Source organism: Arthrobacter sp. ZGTC131 (genome assembly GCF_002929275.1).
Lineage (GTDB): Bacteria > Actinomycetota > Actinomycetes > Actinomycetales > Micrococcaceae > Arthrobacter.
On record NZ_PJIK01000003.1, the window covers coordinates 284703 to 307036 of the forward strand.

Sequence of the window (22334 nt, forward strand, 5' to 3'; positions counted from 1 at the left end):
GCGGACGAAATAACGGGCCTTCGACAGTGGATCGCCTTCTATAAGCAGGAGCGGGACCTCCTGCTCAGCGGGGAGGTGGTCCGGATGGACGGCAACGATGCGAAGGTCATGGCGCACGGGGTCGTCAGCGCGGACCGTTCGCGGGCCATTTTCGCGGTCGCAGCACTGGACAGCCTGTACCCGGACCCCGCCGGGCGCCTGAAACTGCGCGGACTCGACCCGGACGCAACGTACAGGGTGGAATCCATCTTCCCGGGGCCACACCCTCGGGGCTATTGCCACCCCAATGGTGGGGCCAGCCAACAGCAGGCGGCCGCCCAATCGAACGAACATCCCTCCGTGGAACCACACAGGATGACGTCATCTTCCCCAGCTCCGACTTCCCTGCCAGCATCCTGGCACACGCCGGTCTCGCATCCCCCCGAATCCACCCGGACCAGGTGGTTCTGTACCGCATCACCAAGACCGGCTAGGCCACCGGCAAACATCTTCATTTGCTCGGGAATACTATCTGATTGCGCTCAGTTATGAGTGTAGTCACTACCGCTCGCGGTCAGTAAGTGGATCTACTGTTGGACGGCAGCCGAACATTGGCTTGGCGCGGTTGTGATGCTCTGACACTTCGAATGCAAAGGACGAACTCCCATGAGCCCTGCCTCTCTATGGCAACCCTTCACACTTGGCCGCTTGGACCTTCCCCACCGGCTTGCGCTGGCACCAATGACCCGAAGCCGTTCCAACCCGGATGGTACGCCGGGCGACCTGGCCGCGGAATACTACGGGCAGCGCGCGTCCCTGGGTTTGATCATTACCGAGGGCGCGCAGCCGTCGGCAGATGGACAGGGCTATATGAACACGCCGGGGATCTACACCCCCGAGCAGATCGAGGGCTGGCGGAAAATCACCGAAACCGTGCACGCCCGTGGTGGGGCGGTGTTCATCCAGTTGATGCATGTGGGCCGGATGTCTCACCCGGACAACACTCCCCACCACCGTCAGCCGCTGGCACCGTCGGCGATCTCCGCCGACCAGGACATATTCACGCCAACAGGGTTGCAGAAGACGCCGGCCCCGCGGGAGCTGACCCTGGAGGATATCCAGGCCACCGTGGCTGAGTTCCGTCACGCCGCAGCTTCTGCCATCGCGGCCGGCGCCGATGGAGTCGAAATCCACGGCGCAAACGGCTATCTTTTGCACCAGTTCCTCTCCCCCAACGCCAACCATCGCACCGACTCCTACGGCGGATCGGTGGAAAACCGGTCCCGGTTCGTGATCGAGCTCGCCCAGGCCCTGGCCGCGGAAATAGGAGCGGAACGGGTTGGCATCCGCCTCTCCCCCGCCATGCCCCTGGGTGGAATCAACGAGGGCGACACCGAGAGTGTGCACGCCCAGTACCGGCACCTGATCGGTGAGCTCGCCACCCTGAACCTGGCCTACCTGCACCTTCACCATGTGGGCGACGACGAACTCCTCCGCTCACTCAGGGATCTATGGCCGACGGCGGTGCTGGTGGTCCGCTACGGACGTAACCGCGAACAGATCGCGGGCGACATCGAGGCTGGCCTTGCTGACATTGCCCCGTTGGGCCGTTTCGCCCTGGCCAACCCCGACATCGTCGAGCGCCTGCGTTCCGAAGCCCCCCTGAATGAGGTGGACCCCACCACTCTCTACGGTGGCGGAGCGTCCGGGTACACCGACTACCCAGCCCTTGCCCACGCCTGATCCAGCGCCCTACGCTGCCCGCCCTTGCTGATCCCCTTGCAGCCAGGAACGGGCAGCCACCAAGACACGTCAGTACCATCCGCGCCGACCGATGCGGATGCAGTCCCGTCACAAGAAAGGCCATGAAAATGCCCTCACTCGATGGAGCAGTCGTCCTCGTCACCGGAGCAAACGGCGGCATCGGAACCCACTTCGTCCACGACGCCCTCGCCCGCGGCGCAAGCAAGGTGTACGCCACCGCCCGTACCCCCCGCACCTGGGAGGACGAACGCATCGTCCCGCTCACCCTCGACGTCACCGACCCCGCCTCGATTCACGCAGCAGTCGCAGCCGCGGGAGACGTCACGGTGTTGATCAATAACGCCGGAGCCTCAGTGGCAAGCCCGGGCATTCTTACCCACACAGATGCCGAGATCCGGACCAACGTCGAGACGAACTTCCTCGGCCCACTGTTCCTCGCCCGGGCCTTCGCGCCGATTCTGTCCGCGAAGGATGGCTCCGTGATTATCGACATCCACTCCGCAATGAGCTGGTACGCCGCCGGTGGCATTTACAGTGCCACCAAGGCCGCCCTCTGGTCGGCCACCAACTCGCTGCGGCTGGAACTCGCCCCCGACGGGGTGCACGTGGTGGGCGTCCACGTCGGGTACGTTGACACGGCGATGGCTGCGAACGCCACCGATCCCAAGATGGCCCCGGCTGATCTCGTCCGCACCGTGTTGGATGCTGTCGAAGCCGGTGCGTACGAGGTTCTAGGCGACGAGACGTCCGTGCAGCTCAAGGCCGGACTCGGCGCCCCCATCGAGGCTCTCTACCCACAACTTACCCACAACAAAGCCTAGGAAAAACGATAGTGCCGTGGGCATGACTCAAGTTCATGACCACGGCACTACCCAATGCCGGTTCATCGACCCCCATGGCCGACTCCGAGCCGGGAAGGACCGCCAGCACCCCGTACATAGGCAACTTGACCAAAAATCTGAGTACAGTCATAATTGAATGCAATCGGGATTCGGACTGTCCCGCCCACAGCCCAATTACAGAAGGAGCAACACGGCATGCGAGCGTTCGTCGTCACCAAGTACAAGGAGCCGCTGCGCGAAGCCGAGGTTGCTGAGCCGACCGTCGGCGAACGGGACGTGCTCGTGCAGGTTCAAGCAGCGGGCCTGAACCAGCTGGACGAGAAGATTCGGCTGGGTGAGTTCAAGCAGATCCTCCCCTACAAGCTCCAGCTGATCCTCGGCAACGACGTCGCCGGCACCGTCCTGCAGGTAGGGGAAAAGGTGCGCGGGTTCAAGCCCGGTGACGAGGTCTACGCCCGCCCCGACAAGGACCGCATCGGCACGTTTGCCGAGCGCATCGCTATCGCCGAGGAAGACCTTGCGCTGAAGCCCGCGTCGGCCAGCATGGAGGAGGCGGGCTCGCTGCCGCTGGTGGCACTTACCGCATGGCAGGCCCTCGTCGAGCAGGGCAACGTGTGCCCCGGGCAGAAGGTTCTCATTCACGCCGGCGCCGGTGGGGTCGGGTCGATCGCCATACAGCTCGCCAAGCACCTCGGCGCGACCGTTGCAACCACCGCTAGCGGTTCCAACGCCGACTTCGTGCGCAACCTCGGGGCGGACATCGTGATCGACTACCGCACCCAGGACTTTGAGCAGCTCCTGAGCGGATACGACCTGGTGCTGGACAGCCTCGGCGGGGAGAACCTCGAGAAGTCACTGCGCATCCTTAAGCCCGGTGGGAAGGCGATTGGGATCTCCGGCCCGCCCGATCCGGCGTTCGCGCGCAAAGCCAGCCTGAGTCCTGTGCTGCGTCTGGTGGTCACCGGTCTCAGCAGCAAGATTCGGCGGCAGGCGAGGAAGCTCGGCGTCAGCTATGAGTTCCTCTTCATGCGTGCTAGCGGCGACCAATTGAGCCAGATCAGCGCCCTCGTCGACGACGGCGTGCTGCGCCCAATCGTAGGGAAGGTCTTCACCTTCGACCAGGCCCCACAGGCGCTGCAGTCCCTGGCTGCGGGCGGATTCCGCGGCAAAGCAGTACTCACTCTCACCGACTGACCCGCCACCAACCATCAGCCATTCATCCCGCAGACCATCCAGGAGAACAACCGTCATGGACAACACCAACACCCCGAAGGAATTCGTCGTCACCTCGTACGCGAAAGCACCTGCCAGCGCCATCACCGCCGGAGGTGTCACCTACGCCTACCGTGAGCTGGGGCCCAAGGGCGGCATCCCCGTCGTGTTCTTCGTGCACCTCGCTGCCACAATGGATAACTGGGATCCCCGCATCATCGATCCCATCGCGAAGAACCGCCACGTCATCACCTTCGACCAGCCCGGTGTCGGTGCCTCCACCGGACAGGTTCCCGACAACATCGAGGCAATGGCCGACGACGCCCACACCTTCATCAAGGCCCTCGGGTTCGACAAGATCGATGTCTTCTCTTTCTCCCTCGGCGGCATGATCGCCCAGGACCTGGCCCTCAAGCATCCAAACCTTGTCCGCAAGCTCGTGCTCACCGGGACTGGCCCGCGGGGAGGCAAGGACATCGACAAGGTCGTCGGCACCACCTACTGGGACATCCTCCGCGCAACCCTGACAAGGTCCGACCCCAAGGAGTTCCTCTTCTTCAACCGCAACGCCACCGGCAAACCCGCAGCGAAAGCGTTCATCAAGCGCCTCCAGGAGCGCACCGTCAACCGTGACAAGCCGATCAGCACCCGTGCATTCCAAACGCAGCTGAAGGCAATCCAGGCGTTCGGCCGCTCCGCACCGTCGGACCTGTCCAGGCTCACGCACCCCACCCTCATCGCCAATGGCGACAACGACCGCATGGTGCCATCCGTCCTCTCAACGGACTTGCACCGGCGCATCAAGGGGTCCGAACTGATCATCTACCCCGACTCGGGCCACGGCGGCATCTTCCAGTACCACGCCAAGTTCGCCCCCGCCGCCGTCGAATTCCTCGCCAACTGACCCACGTTCAGAACTTCGACGTCTCATCATCGAGAGTTCGCCGAAACCGTGGCCGCGATGGCTTCTTCACCCGCAGCGCGGTCAAGCAGCTTTCCCGCGCCGATACCGCTGGCTTCGGCAAATCACGCTTATGACATAGACGCCGCGCTCACCTACGTGAAGCACGGCCGAGCCTTCCCACTGCTAGAAGTAGACAGGCCGGGTGCCATCAACTCTTCGCGGTCGTTATACTCATAACTGAGTCTAGTCAGTTACGTTCCGGAGGAACCTTCATGCCCGTCGCATCCCAGCCGCTTGGACGACGCGAGCGGAACAAGCAGCAGAAGCTGGACCGCATCACTGCCGCGGCTAGTGAGCTGTTCGCGGAACACGGGGTCGAGGATGTCACAACTCAGCAAATCGCCGATAAGGCCGACATCGGCACCGGAACCCTGTTCCTTTACGCAAAGACCAAGGGAGAACTCCTCCTGCTCGTGCAGAACGCGCACTACGCGGAAGCGCTGGAGCGGGGCCGGGCTAATGCTGAAGCCATCCCGGATGCACTGGATGCAGTGATGACCATCGTGCGGCCGATCGTGGAGTGCAACCGCGTTCAGGTCGACAATGGGCGCACCTATCTGCGCGAGATGGTCTTCGGGGACCCGACGGAGCCACAGCACAGTGAAGCCCTTTCCATCGTCGCGCAGACCGAGGAGGCCATCGCCGCCGTCCTGGGCCGGGATGAACTTGTCAGTGCCGATGATGCCGCAACATCCGCACGCATCGTCTCGGCCATCATGTTCCTCAGCATGGCAGTGAGTGCGAATCCCGCTCTTCGCATCGACGACGTCGTCCAAGACATCAGAACCCAGATCCGCCTGATCCTGCCCCGCTGACGCAAGAACTTTCACCTATCGCCGTCAGGCTTGCCGCATGTCAGCCCGGAACTACACCCCAACCTGACGACGATATGCCTTCCAGAACCAGGGTGGACAACGAGGCTGCCGCGGCCCACAACCGGGGACAATTCTCATAGGTTATCCACCGCTACTGCTGCTAGGGAGCTACTCCAACGGCTCCTGATTGCAGCCGTGGACCGCTCATGTCACCGTAGTGGGCAGGAAGCAAGGCTTGTCCAAGCGTCGGCAGGTTAGCGGAAGATCCACTATCAGTGAAGGTTGTCGGACGCCTGGGCATTGTGGGAACAAAAAAGCTGACCGGCTTGTGCCGGTCAGCTTTTTGACAACCGCTTAGAGCGGCTGGATGTTCTCCGCCTGCGGACCCTTAGGGCCCTGGGTGACGTCGAACTGAACCTTCTGGTTCTCGTCGAGGGAGCGGTAACCGCTGGATGCGATTGCCGAAAAGTGTGCGAACACGTCAGCGCTTCCGTCGTCGGGGGCGATGAAACCGAAGCCCTTTTCGGCGTTGAACCACTTGACTGTACCTGTTGCCATGCTTGTTTCCTTCACGGGTCGCGGGCCGGATCCGCTTTTCGGATTGCCGTCCCCGCCACTCACACCATGAGCCTATGTGGCAGCAGTGGGGGCGGGCAAGAGATTGGTCAAAGGCTGGACTCCCGGAGGACGGCAACATGAGGTTGCGGCAGCCTGCCTTCGACTACCTAGCAGGCGCGCAGTGCCCCCTCCGGGAGACGACACGACTGGCCTGTTGCCTCATTGAAAAACCTCCGGGAAGGCGTGCTCACGACCGCGCTTCTTGAGTGGTTGTTGTGACTGAGGTACCGGCTTTGTGTCGGGAGATGGTCTCGAGTTCTGCAGTGAGCGAGAATTTTGGCGCGTTAGCGCCATCACGCGGATCTTCTTGAACTTCCATTTTCACCAGCTACCCGCGGGCAGCCTGATCATGACATTCGGATTCCACGGCTCCCATCATGACGGGGCAGGGCGGCACCGGGCGCTGCCGGTGATGTGCGGCAACTGCGGCACAGATCGCCATGTCAGGATCAGATCCGTCATGGACGTGCCAGGCCAGCCGGCCGACGTCGTGCTGGTTTCCTACACATGCCACCGGTGCGGCACCTTTAGCGAACATCGCGCCCAGGTCGCCGACCTGTCGATGATCCTGGCACGTCCGGAGCAGGCAAGGGACGTGCTCATATTCGGCAGCCACTACATGCACTGCGGAGAGCCGATGGCAAAGGCCGGCTCAGAGCTGCGCAAGCTCTCCGTGCCACTGTCCACCGAAGGTGCAGCCAAGGACTCCCTGGGCGTCTACCTCTCCACCCGGGTTCTCAAGTGCGACTGCGGCTTCCAAATCGAACTGCCTGAATAACCAGCCCACTGCAACCGCTATGCGAGCCCGTACCCCAACACCAGCGAGCCGTGCAGAACGACCAGACGTTTCTGCACTGTGCTCTCACCGGGCCGGCAAAGGAGATCCCGCCATTGAGTGAAGACAACAGCCCCCGCACTGGAGAAGCCGCTGTACGGACCGGAGCCAATGACCACGCGTGGGAACGCGAGCACCGCCATCCCACGCCCACCCAGGCCCGCGGCATGCTCCAGCGACGAAGGGATGCCGAGGCAAAGCTGGAGCAGCATCAGCGGGAGGCCCGGCGCAGGGCCGCGGAATAACGAAAGCCCGCCCCTGAACGTCTCACTGTAGTGAGAGGGACGGGCCTAGGAAGGACCGCCCGGAAAGGCTGGGCGGAGACATCCGGAACGGCCAACTCCATTAGATCTTCTTCTCCTTAGGGGAGCCCCTTCCGCCCCCGCGGAACTGTCTGGCGTGTCGTCACGTCCGCCAGCCGCCATACCGCGTTGGACTGGCTACTGCGCGTGATGCCCAGCCTGTCGATTGGCTCTCCGCTCCCGGCGTCGTTCCCGCTTCTCGTCGCGATCCACACGAGACAGCAAAGTTCTTCATCCGGTTCTGAGCCATTTCCCTTACGTGGAAGCGATCCTGAGGGGTCGGAATAGAGGACGGACCCTCGTGATTGGCCGTCGTGGGAAATATAATCGGTCATTGAGGACGTGCGCTGTCGTGAGGATGTCTCTGACGAGGAACGTCCGGTTGATCGAACGCCTGGAGGCAGGGTCAGCCGATACCACCTCTGAGTATTCACCGGCCCAGGCCGAAGCCTGTTCGAGGGCTACGAGGATTGAGTCGCTCGACCCTGCGCGAGCCGCCGAACAGTGCGCGGGCTATAGCTCAGGAGCACTAAGGAGTCCCGCCTCAGCCGGTCCGCGTCTTTCCGACAAACAGAGCAGATGACGCTCCTGCTTGGGGAGATGCGGGAGTTCTTGTCCTGTGTCCCTTCTCTGTCCACTGCCAACGGAGCATCCTTGCGGGGCTTGGCAGCAGTCCGAACCCTTGGCGCATGGTCGGGAAACATAAGTCCGGGTTATCCAGGTCATACAATTTTGGGAACTCAGCTTCGGGCGTGGGTGAGGGCCAGGATGCCGGCGGCCATCCGTGTGGCTGCTCCGTGCTGGACGATGTGCGGCTTGCCGGGTATTTCAAGGAAGCGGCCGTTGGCAGCGATGGCAGTTAGTTTGTGGCACCAGGGCCCGGGGGCCACCGGATCACGGGACCCACGGGCTACTAGGACCGGCTGGGTGACTTTGCTTAAGCGGGCTTCCAGGTCATAGGTCATCATCACCGGCAGTTCGGTCAGGTACCAGCGCAGCCCCGAGCGCACGTAGTCGGTGAAGACGATGGCGTTGCCCGAGGGGCTTTCCATCAGGGAGTCCAGTCCAAGTGCGAGGGACTGGCGCAGGACGCTGCGGCGGGCCGAATCCACGACCGGGCCGATCAGCACCACGTGCGAGACCAGGTCCGGCCGCAGGACGGCGAGTTCGGTAGCGAACTGCGTACCCATGGAGTGTCCGACAGCGACAACAGGGCTTGCTCCCAGGGTGTCCAGCGTGTTGGCGATGACTGCAGCGTATTCGGCCACGGAGATCTGCCTGTCTGGCCTGGCAGTGGCGCCGAACCCCGGCAGGTCGATTGAGTGCGTGTCTCCGTGGGTGGAGAGCAGGGCCTGGAGTCTGCGGTAATACCGGTGGGACATACCGATACCGTGCAGCAGCACGAACACAGGACTCTCCGAGGCGGTCTGTGGACCCTTCATTGAGTAAACATGCGCGTCCAGGGACCCGGTGGAGACGATACGCGTCGGTGTCTTCGGGTGCCCACCTGTCGGCGGCCTGCCCTGCGTTCGGGGCCTTCCACGCGAGGCCTCTGTTCCATTGGTGTGGGGATCCATCAGCTCACCCTACGGCGACGGTACGCTGGCCAGCGGCCGAGGTGCTGACCCCTGCCTGCCGTGGCTGGCACTTCGGGGCCGGTATCGTGCACAGGGCCGATCCTGTATGCGGACATGGTTATCCGAGGGTGGGCAGGGCAGATGGGGCGCACTCGATCCTGACCGGTGTCTTGGCGTCCACGGATTTCACTTCGCCGTCGATCTGATACGGCAGCGGCTTGAGCGTGGTGAACTCGTACTTGCTGACGCTGGGCTGGTCGCCCAGGCCCCGGGTGGTCGCGCGCAGGGCGGTCAGCAGCACGCGCCACTTGGCCATGTGCGGGAAGATGATGACTTCGAATTTTCCGTCCGAGGCCTTGTCGTCGGCTTCGCTGAGTGTGGCGTACTTGGCCATTTCCGGGATGTTGGCGAAGACGAGGCTGTCGAACTTGCGGCGTTTTCCGTCGGTCTGGCGTATCGTGAAGGGCTTGTATTTTGAGAAGGTCCGCACCACGGAGAACATTTCCTTCAGCGCACCTTTGCTGCCTTTTTCAAGATCGATGGCCACCACCGGCGTGAGGCCGAATCCGATGTAGGAGTGGGCGTATTCCGGGGGCGTGCCGTTTCCCTGCCCGGTGTGAATGTGCAGCAGGTCGATATGGCGGACGTGGCCTTCGGCGATGGCTTGTTCCAGCGGCTTGGTGCCGGTGGTCCGGCGGTGGTCGTTGGCGTTGCCGGCTGCCATGACGGCACACACTGCCCGGGGGTTTCCGGCTTGCATCACCCCGTTGACGACCTCGTTATAGCCGCCGTCGCCGCTGACGGACACGATCAGCACGTCCCCTCCAGTGGCTGCGGCCTGGCGGGCGAGGTCCACGGCGTGCCCGGCGTGGCTGGTCGGCTGCAGGTTGATCTCCGGCGTGTAGCGGAGGAGTTCGCCGAGGCGGTCCTGCAGCTGCTCGGCCAGTTTGGGGGCGTCGCCGGTGCTGTTGGGATTGAAGATGATGACAATCGAATCGAACGTCCGTGCAGATTCCATGATGCGCTCCGGGTATTGAGTCGAAGTGCCCGCCAGGGGCACCGACGCGGGAAAATCCGTAGTAGGCCAAACTGCCGCTTCTGAACCGGGACGTCCAGAGGCGGTGCGGCTGTAAATCTGCCTGGTGGTGAGCTTCGCCGCTGCCCGTCTGAGGTCCCGTCCTGCGGTTGCTGGACCCCGCGGTCCAGGAGGGCTGCGATGCAGGACGAGCTTTGCCGGTTCAGGACGCCCCGGTGTCCACCAGGAGGTGGTTGTCGGTGTCGCAGGCCGGGCGCCCAGGGTGTTGTTCCCCGGGGCTGGTGTTTGTCCTGCGGCAGGTAGGCGGCGGCAGGGCCGGTCATGCGCAGTCCGTTTGGCCCGGTGCCGAGGCGGTTCTTCATCGCGGTCCAGAAGGAGCTCTCGGTCCGGGGCGGGTTCCGGGCACGTGGCACCAGCTGGTGTACAGCCCGTACAGCGGGGCAGCTGCGAGCGTGGAGCCGGCGTCGCGGCCACGGATGGTGGCTTCCTGGAGGAACAGGTTGAACTGGGAATGTGCCATGGTGGCTCTTTCCGTTGCGCTGCGCGAGGTGCCGCCGTTCGGCTACAGCAGCTAACGCCCCGGGGCCCGCGCTGGGGCTGCCGATGCGGATTGTCCGGTGACGCGTGGCAGCTCCGGACGGGACATGCAGTGAAAGAGACCTGGTGCAGCCCCCGCTTCGGAGGGGCCGCACCGGGATCGCTCATCGTCGGGGCTGCTTATGCCCGGACGGTGGAGCTTAAGCGTGCGTGTGGTTGCGGTTTCCTGCCTTGGCCAGGCCGCGTGCGACCATGAGCCCGACGGTCAGCCACGTGATGTACTGCATCGCGTCGCTGGCGTTGAAGACGTCGACGCCGTCTTCGCTGGCATTGTCCCCGACCACGGCCGCGGTGATAATCGTTGCCAGCACGGCTGCGACGTAGACGGCGAATTCCAGCGTCCTGGTCGAGGACTTCACGTCGTTCGCGGGCCTGGCGTTGTCGTTGTGGGTGGCCTGGGTGTTGTGTGCAGTCATGGTTTCTCCTGAAGGGGTGGTGTGAGGTGTGCCGGGGCGGCCGTGCAACCAGGGGTCCCGCTTCTGAAACCTGTGATAACAACTTCTCTACGCTGTAGACTTTACCTGTAGACCACCGGGATAGCAAGCAGGCTTACTTTTCTTCCTTGGGGTGTGACTCTCTCACTTTTTCTGCCGACAGGACGGAACCGATGCCCCCCCGACCAGAACCCCCTGAACTTCCCGCCCTCCGGGCGCAAGGCTCGGCTAACCAGGGAGCTTGTGCTGTCCGCCGCACTGAGGATTGTCGACACCGAGGGCCTCGATGCGCTTACGATGCGCCGGCTCGGACAGGAATTGGGCCGGGATCCGATGAGCCTGTACCGGTACGCGGCCAACCGTGCGGCGCTGCTGGACGGGGTCAACGAACTGGTCCTGAACGAACTGGCGATCTTTCCCGAGGACCGGGACTGGCAGGCGCAGCTTCGCCGCATCGCCCACGACCTACGCCTTCTGGCCCTGAGCCACCCCAACGTCGTCCCCCTGCTGGTCACGAGGCCGCTCTCCACGCCGCTGGGCCTCCGGCCGCTGGGCATCCTGCGGCCCCTCGAGCAGATCCTGTCCCTGCTCATCGACGCCGGGTTCCCTGCCGAGGATGCCCTGCACGTGTACAGGGCTTACTACGGGTTTCTGTACGGCCACATCCTCAACGAGCTTCAGGAGTTCATTGTGGACCCGGAAGAAAACGAAGCCCTGCTCCGTCTGGGCCTGCACCGGTTGCCGCCAAAAGAATTCCCGCGCCTCCGCGCACTGGCCCCCGTCCTCGCCGATTACGACGGCGCCGCCGAACTCGACCAAGGAATCAGCATCCTGCTCTCCGGCCTAGCAGCCCAGCTCTCCCCGCCCCCAGCCACGCCCTGACAGGCGCCCCCCGCCCCTGAAAGAACGGATTCCTGTTACCGCAGAAGCTGCGGAAGCCGCGCCCAAAGGGCGGGCGGCTCGGAGTCCGGGAACGGCGGGGTCAGGAAGCGCTCGAGTCAGGGGCCGCCATCGATGATCCAGCCTTCCTGGTACTCCGGATGATCCGCGTAGATGGCGGCGAGGCACATGAGGACATACCGGCTGGTCCCGCCGACCGCCGTCGCAAGATCGGTGACCAGCAGCAGGGCGTTGCCCAGACTTCCTCTTCGCCGTGCATTCCGCCAGGACGCGGGCGAGACCAAACCACCCGAAGGCCCGTCCCGGCCGCCCCGAGACCTTCAAGCCTTCCCGGACAGCGGCCCCATCTTCTGCGACCCGGGCTTCGAGGAATTCAAGGATGTCGGCCATGAGCCAGTCCTCGCACTACGGGCCTGCAGCGGTTGGAGGCGTAGGTCAGCCGGTGTCCCGTCACGCATGAGAGCCTTCCGGGAACCTCCGTTTCATTGCGGCGATTCGGCAGGAGGCGGAAATTCCGAAAGTAATTAGGAAGTGTACTTACTATTCAATAGTAATCATGCTTACTATTATCCAGCGTGCTGGTTCATCAACAGCAGCTACCCCTGAACAGGAAAGAGAGCAATGATGACCGAGAACCAATGGCCGCAGACATCTGACCCCTACGCGGCCGACCCGTACGGCACCCCAGGAACAGCGACCTCATCCACGACGCAGGGTGGGGCCACCACCAAGAAGGACTCGGTGAAGGAAGAAGCGTCGAACGTGGCCGGGCAGGCAGCAGGTGCAGCCCAGGGTGTGGCCGAGACTGCCAAGGCCGAAGTCGCGAACGTCGCGTCCGAGGCGAAGAGCAGCGCCAAGGATCTTCTGCATCAGGCGAAGACGGGCATGACGGACCAGGCAGGGGCCCAGCAGCAGAAGGCCGCCGAAGGGATCCGCACGGTCTCCTCGCAGCTGCGCACGATGGCCGACGCTCCTGAGCAGCAGGGTGTCGCGTCCGATCTGATCCGTCAGGCCGCGGACCGTTCCGAATCCGTCGCGTCGTGGCTGGAGAAGAGGGACCCGGAATCCCTGCTGGGAGAGGTTAAGTCCTTTGCCCGCCAGCGGCCAGGGGCGTTCCTGCTGATCGCGGCCGGTGCCGGTCTGCTCGCCGGACGGCTGGGCCGCAGTCTTCAGGCCGGCGCCCCGTCAGCCACGGCAACGGCAGGCGGCGCCGCTGCGCCGCAGGCGGCCCGGACCCTGGCTCCTGAGAGCACCATCGCCTCGGGGATGGGTGGGCCGTTCTACGAGGAAACCACCACCGGTGTGCCCGCCTACGGGGAACCCACCATCCAAGGCACGGGCGGGGCCCGGGCACAGACCCTTCCGGGAAGTTCCACCGCAGGGGTGCCGCTGCGCGACGTTGAGGACCCGTACGCAGAGGGTGAAGGGCGCCACCTGTGAGCAGCCAGATACCGGAGCCACCTCCCTCTGCCGCGCATGCCAAGGCAGACACCAATTCCCTTGGCGAGCTGCTGGGTGACGTCACCCGGGACCTGTCCACCCTGATGCGCCAGGAACTGGAACTGGCCAAGGCCGAAGCGAAGCAGTCCGCCACGAAGGCCGGCAAGGGCGGCGGCATGCTCGCCGGCGCCGGCGTCGCCGGGCACTTCGTGCTCCTGTTCCTCTCCATCGCCCTCTGGTACGCCCTGGGCGAGCTGATGGGCCTTGGCTGGTCCGCCGTCATCGTCGCGGTGATCTGGGGCATCATCGCCGCGGTCCTCGCCTCTGTCGGCCGCAAGGAACTCAAGAAGATCAAGGGCATGCCCCAGACCGCAGAAACACTCCAGGAAATCCCACCGACCCTCAAACCCAATGGAGAGATCCGATGAGCGAGAACCCGGACGCCATCCGCGCCGACATCGAAGAAACCCGCGCCCGCCTAGGCACGAACGTGGACGCCGTGGCCGACAAGGTCACACCCTCCAACATCGTCAACCGCCAGACCGAGAAGGCAAAGGACAAGGTAAAGGACGCCGTCTTCGGCGTGAAGGAGAAAGTCATGGGAGGCGCGGACACCGCCACGTCCAAGGTCTCCTCCGCCACCGGCAGCGCAGGCTCCACCGTGGGTGATGCCGGATCCACCATCGGCTCCACCCTCAGTGACGCAGGATGCGCGATCGCTGACGCACCGCATCAAGCGGCCGCCAAGGCCCAGGGCAACCCCCTGGCCGCGGGCGTGATCGCCTTCGGCGCAGGGCTGCTCGTGTCCTCCCTGATCCCGCCCAGCCAGAAGGAACGCGAAGCAGCCCAGGCGCTCAAGAGCGCGGCCGAACCCGTCACCACCCAGCTCACCGACGCGGCCAAGGACATGGCCCAGGGCATGAAGGAACCCGCCCAGGAAGGCATGGAAAACGTCAAGGCCGCCGCCACCGAAGCCGTCCAGAACGTCAAAGACGAAGGCCAAACCGCAGTATCGGAGGTCAAGTCCAGCGCCACGGACGCCAAGGACCACGTCCAGAACACGTGAACAGCCCGGACCAGGTCCCTGCGCCGCCTCGCGATCCGGCGGGGCGGCGCAGGGAACACCCAAGCCGAGGGCTTGTCCGTTCGGCGGGCCCGGATGACTGGCCGATACACCGGCTTCTGAGCATTGCCGCACGGCTGGACGAGCGGTGGATCAACCGACACCTCACACAAGTGGGGCTGACCAAGAGTTCCCTCGATGTGCTGGAGGCCGTCGCCGAGCTCCAACCGGCCAACGTCTCGGCCCTGGCATCGCTGCTCTGCATCAGCAAACAAAGCCTGGGCAGCACGGTGCGGCGCCTTCACGCTGCAGGCTTCCTCGCCAAGGAACGCGCCGATGACCGCCGGAACGCCGACATTCGGCTCACCGAGCGCGGCGAGTCGGCGCTGCAGGCCGCGGAAGATCTCCTGCACCAGCGCCCGCACACCGGTCCGGAAGCTGAGAACACGCTCCGCGGACAGCTGGTAGACCACATCCACGAGCTCAGGCAGTACGAAGCACACCACCTGTTCCCATAACCACCAAGGAGCCCACGATTAGATGACCACCAACCGCGCAACCGGACCCAAGTCCAGACTCCAGACAGCATCCCAGGCCGTCGGTGCAGTCTTCCTGCTCGTCGGCATCCTGGGATTCATCCCCGGCAACACGAGCAACTACGCCTTGGGATTCGCAGGACACGGATCCGGAGCCCTCCTGCGCGGCATCTTCCAGGTCTCCGTGCTGCACAACATCGTCCACCTGCTCTTCGGCGCCGCAGGTATCCTCATGTGGGCGGCGGAAGATGGCAGTTTCCCTGATTGCGCATTTGCTGATTCTGTTACTTTGCGGGGCCGGTTACTGGCAAAGAGTCAGGCTGCCGGTCCTTGGCCGTACTAGGACTTGTGTTCGATTTGGATAATGGCGGCTTTCCCAGCCTTGCTGGCGGCCAGATATTTGCTCCATCGTGTCAGCACGGTTTTGATGTCGGGCTGCAGGAGTCCGTGGTGTTCGGCCAGCCGGTTCGCGGGACCGGTCGGGTACCTCTGTGGTGAGAGAAAGCTTAACGTCTCAGGGTCTGCTTTGGTGATGGCGCGGGGCAGCCGCTTCACGATCCTTACCGGGACGCGGAGCCTTGGGGCGCTCACCCCGTGGTGCCGGGCGATCAGGTGCAGCAGTTCCGGCAGTGCCGGGGTGTTGTCGTCCAGGATCCAGTAGGACTCCCCACGAGTCTCGTCCCGCGCGGGAAGCAGCACCATGAACCGGGCGAGGTAGTCCACGGTAACAACCGGCACGAAAGTACGGGAATTGCCGGGGATGGCCGGCAGCTTGCCTGCAATGAGGTCGAGGACAGTCGTTGCAAGGCCTAGGTTCTGGTCGGACTCACCCGTGCGGGAGTGCCCGATAACGGAAGCCGGGTTGGCGATCGTCAGCGATACGCCAAGTTCCCCGGCTCTGGATTTCACTACCGCGTCGCTTTCAACTTTCGATGCCTCGTAGGCGCCCAAGCGCTTGTACTCTTGCTTGCGCTTCTGTTCCGACCAGGGGACGGACGTGGGGTCTTGTCCCCCGACTCGGTATCCGGACAGGTGGATCAGGCGTACGTCGGGAATGGTGGCGGCAAATTCAACGACGCGTCGTGATGTGTCAACGTTCGCGGCGCGGGCGATGTCCGGGCTCATCCCAAAGGCGTAGGCGCCGACGACGTTGTAAATTTCACTGACGTGGCTGAAGTTGAGGCCGGACAGCCCGATTTCCTCGGATGCCAGATCGGCGCGTTCAGCGTCCAGCAAGTCAACATTGGTGCCCCGGTCGGCCAGCCACTCGCGAAGTGCCGCGAGGCGGTGGTTGATGTTCCGGAGTGCGGCGGTCGTGGGAATGCCCTGGTCGAGCAACTCTTTGGTCAGCCATCTCCCGATGAAGCCGCTTGCACCGAAGACGAAAGCGTGGCGGTTGGTCTTCATATTTGGCTCCTCGTGGTGGTTGTGTCAGCGTAGTTGGCGCAGGCGGGCTGTAGGTTATCGTCCTTCTCTCGTTCAGCTCGCATTAGCGCCTGCCGCTGGATTTCGATCGGCAACTTCGAATGCAGTTTCGCTGGGGATGTTTCGAAGCATCCAGATGGTGAGCCACGAGATAGCTGCGGCCAGGCCGATCAGCCCGAGCTGGAGAACGGTTTCGGGGAACACCGTACGCAAGGCGATGGGGATGGTGCTGGCGGCGTAGAGGAGAACGGCGCCTCTCGGCGCGGTTGAGGTTCGCCATAGAGTGAGCATGAAAATCGCTGTGCCGGCCAGGAAGAGTATTGAGACTGCGGTTAGGGCTATTGCAAGCGGGCCCTGTCGCAGGTCTGCAGCGATGTCTCGGTCAAGGTAGGGAAAGACAAGGTTGAGGACAAACTCAACTCCGACGAGGCCTGCCAGGGCAGTAACGGACAGGGCAGCCCCGGAAATTCCCAGGACGCCGGCTTTCCGGGAAATCACGAGATAGATCCCGATTACCAGCCCAATGGCGGCAAGTTGAGCAACCGGTGCCGCCAGCTGGGTGACGGGTGTTGTGGGAATAATCCCGGAACGCTTGGCCGCGTTCAGCACAAGGATGGTCGCCGAGAGGAACCCGGCAACTGCAAAGACTTTGATAAGTGCAGCAGGTAGCAGCACCTGGATATTCGAGGACATCGGAGGCTCTTGTCTGTTGGGTAATCCACGAACAACGAGTCCCGGAAGAATCGTTGTGCCCCAAGGATGTCGGGACGCTTCGAAGCTACCGAGGGGCCTGGTGACGGGCCATCACCACATGTGATGACTCACGTGGTGAATCTGCCCGTAATGGCTGCCCTTCCAGATGCCCATCTGATTCAGAGAACACCGACTTTAACGGCGAGGGCAGTGCGTTCGCATCGACAAGCGAGCACACCCCGCACTTTCCTGCCTGGGCGCTGATGTCAGCCCTCCGAGGCCAGGCAGCGCGGGCGAGCGGGTGCTGTCCCTCCGGCCAACACACCCTGACATGATCTGCTGCACGTGGAGATAGCCAAATCTAGGCTCACTCTCCAGTAAGCCCGTCGAGCACTTTGTGAAGTCCCCAGGTGTACTGCCGGGTGGAGACGTAAGTGGCCATGATCGGTGCCGCTGCCGCGGAGAGGGGGTAGCTGGCGGCCGGTATTGCCGAGAATCCCTTAAGGCGGGAGGCAATTTTTTCGTCTTCCGAAGTTCCCCTGGTCTGGTCACCCTGCTCTGCCGTTTCAAGGGCTATCGAGCCGAAGACGTAGACGATCAGCAGGTAGGACGCCCTCGCGGCCTCAGCGGCGCCGAGCCCGGAGTCCCCAAGCGTTTCCATGAGGTGTTCGTTCAGGGCAAGAGCCCGCGGGCCGTCCATGGGTCCGCCGATCATCAGGTTCACCGCTCCCGGATGAGCAGTGAGCCGCTCCCGTAGTTCCAACGCCAGGGATTCAATGCGCTGGCGCCACGGAACGTTGCGGTCCGAGAACACCGCCAGGTCAACCTGACCGAGCAGGTGCTCAACAATGGCTTTAACGACTGCCGCCTTGTCGGGAAAGTACGTATAGACGGCGTTCGGGGCGACGCCGACCCGGGCGGCGATCCCGCGCACCGATGCCGCCTTCACACCGCCCTCATCGAGGAGGTCGAGGGCCGCATCCAGGATCGCGCCCTCGGTCAGGGTCCTGCGTGGCCCCGGTTTCGACCTGCGTGCCTGCGTCGTCATAAATTCCTCTCTTGACTTCCTTCTGTACAGCGTACACGATTTGTACAGCGTACATTTTGTACGGCGTACAGAAATAGGCGGGAAGACCCATGGATACCAGCCCAACCAAAAAACTTCGGATCGCCGCTGGCGGGCTTTTTGCCCTCAGTGCCTTGGCGTTCGCGGCAGCGGCCACGGCACTGTCGGTGATGTTTGACTGGCCGGACGTGCTCCGCGAGCCGGCCGAGGTGGTGCTGCCCGCCTTTACCGCCGGCGGCCCCGCCCTCGTGTGGGCCTGGTTCGCCGCGGCCTGGACCTACGGGCTTCTGGCCATCCCGATCCTGCTCCTGCCGGCGTCACTCGGCCTGCAAGGGAATCCTGCATTGAAGGTCGCCACCTATGCCGGAGCTGCCTCGGTGCTCCTGTCCCTCATCGGGTTCCTGCGCTGGGTGTTCGTTGTCCCGGCACTGGCCAGCACCTACGTGGCCGGCGATGAGCAGACTCAAGCCGGGGTAGCCGCGGCCTGGACAGCACAGCACCAGTTCGGCGGCGCGCTGCTGGGCGAGCATCTGGGCCAACTGCTGGTGATCGCCTGGTCCGTCGCCGTCAGCATCATGATACTGCGCAGCGGAATTCTTCCCCGATGGATAGGTGCCGCAGGCATCATCACCAGCGGCGTCTATCTGCTCAATCAGGGCGACATCCTCGCCACCGCGGTCCCCGGTTTCCCCGTCTGGGACCTCGCCGGCCTGATCGGCAGCACCGGCTGGGGCCTCTGGATAGCCGCCCTCGGCATCAGCATCCTGATCAAGCGATCAGCGGCGGCTAGCCCCGCTCCCACCGCCCAAATCCACCCGGCCCATCACGGCATTGCCTAAGGAACTGACACCATGACCCACACTGAGACTCCGCGGGCAACCACCATCCGGGCCTGGCTGCTATGGACCACCGGCTTCTTGGCGCTACCGGTGGGTGGATACGCCGGCACGATGATCAGCGGCCGCATCGATAACCCGCTCTCCGCGGTTATCGGCGGGGCCATCGCCGGTCTCATCATTGGCGCCGGGCAGGCACTGACCAGCAGCCACAGGGTCCGGCCAGTCACTTGGATCCCGGCAACCGTTGTGGGCATGGGCGCCGGGCTGGCCTTGGGTGCTGCAGTCGTCGGCTACCGCACCGGCCTTTCCGACCTTGCCCTGATGGGAGCGCTCAACGGGCTCGTTCTGGGTTTCACCCAGGCACTTGCCCTGCCCCGGCAGTTGGGCCGGCGCCGCTGGATCTGGGCAGCGGCAATGCCTGCACTGTGGAGCCTCGGCTGGACGGTCACCACCCTGGCCAAAATCAATGTCGATCAGCAGTTCATCGTGTTCGGCGCCAGCGGAGCCGTCCTCGTCACCGCCATCACGGGCCTCATCCTGAACCGGCTGCTGCCCGTCCCGGCGTCCAACCAGCCCAGCATCACCCCGACCACGTCGAAGGTTCACTCATGAATACCGACCTGCACATCATCTTCGGCACCGGCGCCATTGGACTGGCCACTTTGGATGCCCTCCGCCGCCGAGGCCGCACCGTGCGCCTGGTCAACCGCTCGGGCATAGCGCCGGTGCCCAAGGACGTCGAAGTTGTCGCCGGTGACGTCGCCGACCCGGTCTTCGCTGCCCGCGCAGCCGAGGGTGCCGCCGTCGTGTACCAGACGATGAACCCGCCCTACCACCAGTGGAGCGCACAATTCCCCGCACTGCAGACCGGAGTGCTGGCAGCGGCGGAAGCCACGGGCGCACGGCTGGTCAGCATGGAAAACGTCTACATGTACGGCCGCCCTGCAGGGCGGCCACTGACCGAGGACCGAACGAACAACGCGCACACGAAGAAGGGCCGACTCCGTGCCGGGATGGCCAACGAACTCCTGCGTGTCCACCGGGCAGGCCGCGTCGAGGTTGCCATCGGGCGCGCCTCCGATTACTTCGGCCCACGCGGCGGAGCACAATCAAACCTCGGCGACCGCGTCTTCCCCGCAGCCCTGGCCGGGAAAACCAGCACCGTACTGGGCGACAGGAACCAACCCCACACCTACACCTATATACCTGACATTGGTGAAGGGCTCGCCATCCTGGGCGAACACCCGGACGCGCCCGGGGAAATCTGGCACCTACCCAACGACCCGCAAACGCGCAGCACCCAAGAACTCGTTGACACCATTTACAGCCAGGCCGGACAGCACCGCACCAGGATCCGCACCGTCCCGCCATTTCTCCTGCGCGCCCTGGCCCTCACCAGCCCAGTGGTGCGGGAACTCCTCGAAATGCAGTACCAGTTCGAAGAACCCTTCATCGTTGACAGCAGCAAAATCACCACAAGGCTCGGCGTCACGGCCACTCCCCTGGATCAAGCCATCGCAGAAACTCTCAGCAGTTACACCACCACGAGTCAGCCCCAGGCGGAACGAGCACGATCATGAAACGCACAAACATCAGGCCCATGGAGGGCAGGACAGCGGTCGTCACCGGCGCAACCGGAGGCATCGGCAGGGCGACCGTCCAAGGCCTGGCCCTGCGGGGGCACAGCTGGCAATCATCGGCCGCGACCCCAAACGCACGGAAGAAACCGCCAGGGCGATCCGTTTGGCAGGCGGCGGAAAAGTGGACACCTTCGTCGCCGACCTGTCCTCCCAAGCCCAGGTACGGCGCCTCGCGGACGAGCTGCTCACCCTCCCCCGCATCGATGCCCTGATCAACAATGCCGGCGGATACTGGAACACCCGCCACACAACAGCAGACGGGATCGAGCACACCTTCGCCCTGAACCACCTTGCGCCGTTCCTGCTCACAAACCTGCTCCTGGAACGGCTGCAACTGGACGGTCCAGCACGGGTAATCACCGTATCCTCCAACGCACAAGCCAGGGGCGCATCAACTTTAAGGACCTTCAGGGCGAGCGCTCCTATTCCGGTGCCGCGGCCTACAACCAGTCCAAACTCGCGAACCTGCTGTTCACCTACGAACTGGCCAGAAGACTGGAAGGCACTTCAGTAACAGCCAACGCCCTGCATCCGGGATTGGTGAGCACAGGGTTCGGAGCGGAGGACCCGGGACGTGCACAGCGGCTGCTCGTCCCGCTACTCCGGCCATTCATGCTGACGACGGGCCAAGGCGCTAAAACCGCAATTCATCTGGCCTGCGCTCCGGCCCTCACCGACGTCAGCGGGCGCTTCTTCGCCCGACGCATGCCCCGCCGATCCTCCAACGCCAGCTATGACCAAGCTACGGCGGCCCAGCTATGGAAAATCAGCGCCGAAATGACGGGTCTGACTCCGACCAATTAGGCCGCGTAAGGCGGCAGCCTCCTGGCTTTAGTCGACCACGTCTCCTGATCTGTGAACCCTTCCGTCGCCATTGACGGTGGCGGGATGGCGTCTTCCTATCGCTTTGGCGGATCTTATCGGGACTGGAGAGCATCCAGTGCCACTGCCATCGCCGCCGCAACCCGGCCGTCGAGTCGGGCGCCTGGAAGGGTGATGAGGTATCGGTCGCGCAGGGACCGTCCCCGTTCTGATGTCATGAGCACTTCTCCGTTCGAGTCGACAAAGTCGAAGTGGAAGCGGAAGGGCGAAGGGATGGCGTCTCCCAGGGGTGTCGCCTCCCATACGCGCCGGCCGATAGCGACGCCGAGGCTGCGTTCACTTCCGGTGACTTTGAGCCCGGACGATTCGAGGTGCCAGGTCGATCGGAGCAGCGACTTGGCAAAGTCTTTTCGGAAGCTGCCGATCGGTTGTCCATTGGCGTCCAGCACGTCGTACGTCGCGCCGAGGTCAATGCGTTGCCGGGCCTTGAAGGAGAAAAGCGGCGTGGTCCTTGACTCGTCCTGGTAGAAGGTCACCTGCTCCTTGAAAGCGGCCCGCTTCTGCTGAGCGACGGCGACCAGGTGCCCAGGTTGCCCGTCTCCGGTCACGGAACGTATTTCGTACCGGTTCACCATCAGGGTGAGCTTCTGTGTCACGGTGAAACGATCTATGCCCTGTGCAAGTTCTGCGCTCATGTGCGTCCTCGTGGTTAAGGGGGTCCCGAACAGTGTGCGGTCCGCCTGTTGGTATGTTCTCTGCCTTGCTTGACTGGCTCCTGCTGAAAGGACTGATCCTTGTCGCCCGGCTGGTGGTTTCCAGCCTTGAGTGTCCTTCCAAACACGGTGCCGTTCCAGGTCCGTTTCCCGTGGGCAGAAGAGTGAAGCTCATCGCGCCTCCACCCAGCACCTGGGATCACCCTTATCGGTGGTCGTGAG

At 63.7% G+C, this 22334-nt stretch carries 27 protein-coding genes and 1 pseudogene; 18 read left to right on the forward strand and 10 right to left on the reverse strand.

Annotated features, from left to right (window positions below):
• The first annotated feature begins 108 nt into the window (after positions 1 to 108).
• From CXQ90_RS06355 to CXQ90_RS06380, 6 genes are all read left to right on the forward strand, one after another.
• A complete protein-coding gene (locus tag CXQ90_RS06355) occupies positions 109 to 531 on the forward strand; it encodes a GH36 C-terminal domain-containing protein (protein ID WP_258064391.1) in 423 nt (140 codons plus the stop codon).
• A gap of 114 nt (positions 532 to 645) precedes the next feature.
• The gene (locus CXQ90_RS06360) at positions 646 to 1722 is read left to right on the forward strand and encodes an alkene reductase (RefSeq protein ID WP_104137799.1); all 1077 of its coding nucleotides are present in this window, start codon (positions 646 to 648) and stop codon (positions 1720 to 1722) included.
• 128 nt (positions 1723 to 1850) lie between these two features.
• Positions 1851 to 2564, forward strand: coding sequence for an SDR family oxidoreductase (locus CXQ90_RS06365; protein WP_104137975.1), 714 nt, complete (start codon positions 1851 to 1853; stop codon positions 2562 to 2564).
• Positions 2565 to 2780: 216 nt separating this feature from the next.
• Entirely contained in the window at positions 2781 to 3779 is a 999-nt protein-coding gene (locus tag CXQ90_RS06370; RefSeq protein WP_104137801.1) for an NADP-dependent oxidoreductase, read from the forward strand.
• A gap of 55 nt (positions 3780 to 3834) precedes the next feature.
• Positions 3835 to 4701 carry an alpha/beta fold hydrolase gene (locus CXQ90_RS06375; protein ID WP_104137802.1) on the forward strand — a complete coding sequence of 289 codons (867 nt, stop codon included), beginning with the start codon at positions 3835 to 3837 and terminating at the stop codon, positions 4699 to 4701.
• Between the two features lie 272 nt (positions 4702 to 4973).
• A complete protein-coding gene (locus CXQ90_RS06380) occupies positions 4974 to 5576 on the forward strand; it encodes a TetR/AcrR family transcriptional regulator (protein ID WP_104137804.1) in 603 nt (200 codons plus the stop codon).
• A 354-nt stretch (positions 5577 to 5930) separates the two neighbouring features.
• Here the strand turns inward: CXQ90_RS06380 and CXQ90_RS06385 are convergent, their stop codons facing one another.
• Positions 5931 to 6134 (reverse strand): cold-shock protein, encoded by a 204-nt coding sequence (locus CXQ90_RS06385; protein ID WP_104046164.1) that lies wholly within the window; start codon positions 6132 to 6134, stop codon positions 5931 to 5933.
• Between the two features lie 520 nt (positions 6135 to 6654).
• Here CXQ90_RS06385 and CXQ90_RS06390 point away from each other — a divergent pair.
• A complete protein-coding gene (locus CXQ90_RS06390; RefSeq protein WP_104137805.1) occupies positions 6655 to 6972 on the forward strand; it encodes a hypothetical protein in 318 nt (105 codons plus the stop codon).
• A gap of 113 nt (positions 6973 to 7085) precedes the next feature.
• Positions 7086 to 7274: a hypothetical protein gene (locus tag CXQ90_RS22035; RefSeq protein ID WP_146068849.1), complete on the forward strand. Its 189-nt coding sequence runs from the start codon at positions 7086 to 7088 to the stop codon at positions 7272 to 7274.
• Between the two features lie 797 nt (positions 7275 to 8071).
• Here the strand turns inward: CXQ90_RS22035 and CXQ90_RS06400 are convergent.
• The 4 genes from CXQ90_RS06400 to CXQ90_RS06415 form a co-directional block, all read right to left on the reverse strand.
• Positions 8072 to 8773 (reverse strand): alpha/beta fold hydrolase, encoded by a 702-nt coding sequence (locus CXQ90_RS06400; protein ID WP_258064384.1) that lies wholly within the window; start codon positions 8771 to 8773, stop codon positions 8072 to 8074.
• Positions 8774 to 9026: 253 nt separating this feature from the next.
• Positions 9027 to 9926, reverse strand: a complete 900-nt coding sequence (locus CXQ90_RS06405; RefSeq protein ID WP_104137810.1) for a diacylglycerol kinase family protein — start codon at positions 9924 to 9926, stop codon at positions 9027 to 9029.
• Between the two features lie 376 nt (positions 9927 to 10302).
• Complete coding sequence (locus CXQ90_RS06410; protein ID WP_258064385.1) at positions 10303 to 10464, reverse strand: hypothetical protein; 162 nt, start codon at positions 10462 to 10464, stop codon at positions 10303 to 10305.
• A gap of 217 nt (positions 10465 to 10681) precedes the next feature.
• Positions 10682 to 10957: a hypothetical protein gene (locus CXQ90_RS06415; protein WP_104137812.1), complete on the reverse strand. Its 276-nt coding sequence runs from the start codon at positions 10955 to 10957 to the stop codon at positions 10682 to 10684.
• Positions 10958 to 11170: 213 nt separating this feature from the next.
• Here CXQ90_RS06415 and CXQ90_RS06420 point away from each other — a divergent pair, with 213 nt between their 5' ends.
• Positions 11171 to 11857: a TetR/AcrR family transcriptional regulator C-terminal domain-containing protein gene (locus CXQ90_RS06420; protein WP_104137977.1), complete on the forward strand. Its 687-nt coding sequence runs from the start codon at positions 11171 to 11173 to the stop codon at positions 11855 to 11857.
• A gap of 116 nt (positions 11858 to 11973) precedes the next feature.
• On the opposite strand, the gene CXQ90_RS06425 is transcribed toward CXQ90_RS06420, so the two are convergent.
• Positions 11974 to 12159 carry a hypothetical protein gene (locus CXQ90_RS06425; RefSeq protein WP_104137813.1) on the reverse strand — a complete coding sequence of 62 codons (186 nt, stop codon included), beginning with the start codon at positions 12157 to 12159 and terminating at the stop codon, positions 11974 to 11976.
• A 340-nt stretch (positions 12160 to 12499) separates the two neighbouring features.
• On the opposite strand from CXQ90_RS06425, the gene CXQ90_RS06430 reads away from it, so the two are divergent.
• The 5 genes and pseudogenes from CXQ90_RS06430 to CXQ90_RS06450 form a co-directional block, all read left to right on the forward strand.
• On the forward strand, positions 12500 to 13315 hold the full coding sequence (locus tag CXQ90_RS06430; RefSeq protein WP_104137978.1) for a hypothetical protein: 816 nt from the start codon (positions 12500 to 12502) through the stop codon (positions 13313 to 13315).
• Complete coding sequence (locus CXQ90_RS06435; protein ID WP_104137814.1) at positions 13312 to 13743, forward strand: phage holin family protein; 432 nt, start codon at positions 13312 to 13314, stop codon at positions 13741 to 13743. Before CXQ90_RS06430 ends, CXQ90_RS06435 begins: the two co-directional genes overlap by 4 nt.
• Positions 13740 to 14381, forward strand: coding sequence for a DUF3618 domain-containing protein (locus CXQ90_RS06440; RefSeq protein WP_104137816.1), 642 nt, complete (start codon positions 13740 to 13742; stop codon positions 14379 to 14381). Before CXQ90_RS06435 ends, CXQ90_RS06440 begins: the two co-directional genes overlap by 4 nt.
• A 170-nt stretch (positions 14382 to 14551) precedes the next feature.
• Positions 14552 to 14896: a MarR family transcriptional regulator gene (locus tag CXQ90_RS22290; protein ID WP_181038446.1), complete on the forward strand. Its 345-nt coding sequence runs from the start codon at positions 14552 to 14554 to the stop codon at positions 14894 to 14896.
• 22 nt (positions 14897 to 14918) lie between these two features.
• Positions 14919 to 15173, forward strand: a pseudogene (locus CXQ90_RS06450) (DUF4383 domain-containing protein); the annotation flags it as partial.
• Positions 15174 to 15253: 80 nt separating this feature from the next.
• Here CXQ90_RS06450 and CXQ90_RS06455 read toward each other — a convergent pair.
• The 3 genes from CXQ90_RS06455 to CXQ90_RS06465 form a co-directional block, all read right to left on the reverse strand.
• Complete coding sequence (locus CXQ90_RS06455; protein WP_104137821.1) at positions 15254 to 16321, reverse strand: SDR family oxidoreductase; 1068 nt, start codon at positions 16319 to 16321, stop codon at positions 15254 to 15256.
• Between the two features lie 72 nt (positions 16322 to 16393).
• Positions 16394 to 17032: a hypothetical protein gene (locus CXQ90_RS06460; RefSeq protein WP_181038447.1), complete on the reverse strand. Its 639-nt coding sequence runs from the start codon at positions 17030 to 17032 to the stop codon at positions 16394 to 16396.
• Positions 17033 to 17399: 367 nt separating this feature from the next.
• Entirely contained in the window at positions 17400 to 18080 is a 681-nt protein-coding gene (locus CXQ90_RS06465; protein ID WP_104137823.1) for a TetR/AcrR family transcriptional regulator, read from the reverse strand.
• A gap of 89 nt (positions 18081 to 18169) precedes the next feature.
• On the opposite strand from CXQ90_RS06465, the gene CXQ90_RS06470 reads away from it, so the two are divergent.
• The 4 genes from CXQ90_RS06470 to CXQ90_RS22615 all read left to right on the forward strand — a co-directional run bounded on the left by CXQ90_RS06470 (position 18170) and on the right by CXQ90_RS22615 (position 21091).
• Positions 18170 to 18937, forward strand: a complete 768-nt coding sequence (locus tag CXQ90_RS06470; RefSeq protein WP_104137825.1) for a DUF4386 domain-containing protein — start codon at positions 18170 to 18172, stop codon at positions 18935 to 18937.
• Positions 18938 to 18949: 12 nt separating this feature from the next.
• Positions 18950 to 19549 carry a hypothetical protein gene (locus CXQ90_RS06475; RefSeq protein ID WP_104137826.1) on the forward strand — a complete coding sequence of 200 codons (600 nt, stop codon included), beginning with the start codon at positions 18950 to 18952 and terminating at the stop codon, positions 19547 to 19549.
• The gene (locus tag CXQ90_RS06480; RefSeq protein WP_104137828.1) at positions 19546 to 20517 is read left to right on the forward strand and encodes an NAD-dependent epimerase/dehydratase family protein; all 972 of its coding nucleotides are present in this window, start codon (positions 19546 to 19548) and stop codon (positions 20515 to 20517) included. The genes CXQ90_RS06475 and CXQ90_RS06480 overlap by 4 nt, the downstream gene beginning before the upstream one ends.
• A 115-nt stretch (positions 20518 to 20632) precedes the next feature.
• Positions 20633 to 21091, forward strand: a complete 459-nt coding sequence (locus CXQ90_RS22615; protein ID WP_258064392.1) for an SDR family NAD(P)-dependent oxidoreductase — start codon at positions 20633 to 20635, stop codon at positions 21089 to 21091.
• 403 nt (positions 21092 to 21494) lie between these two features.
• Here CXQ90_RS22615 and CXQ90_RS06490 read toward each other — a convergent pair whose 3' ends face one another.
• Complete coding sequence (locus tag CXQ90_RS06490; protein ID WP_104137829.1) at positions 21495 to 22094, reverse strand: hypothetical protein; 600 nt, start codon at positions 22092 to 22094, stop codon at positions 21495 to 21497.
• Positions 22095 to 22334: the final 240 nt, after the last annotated feature.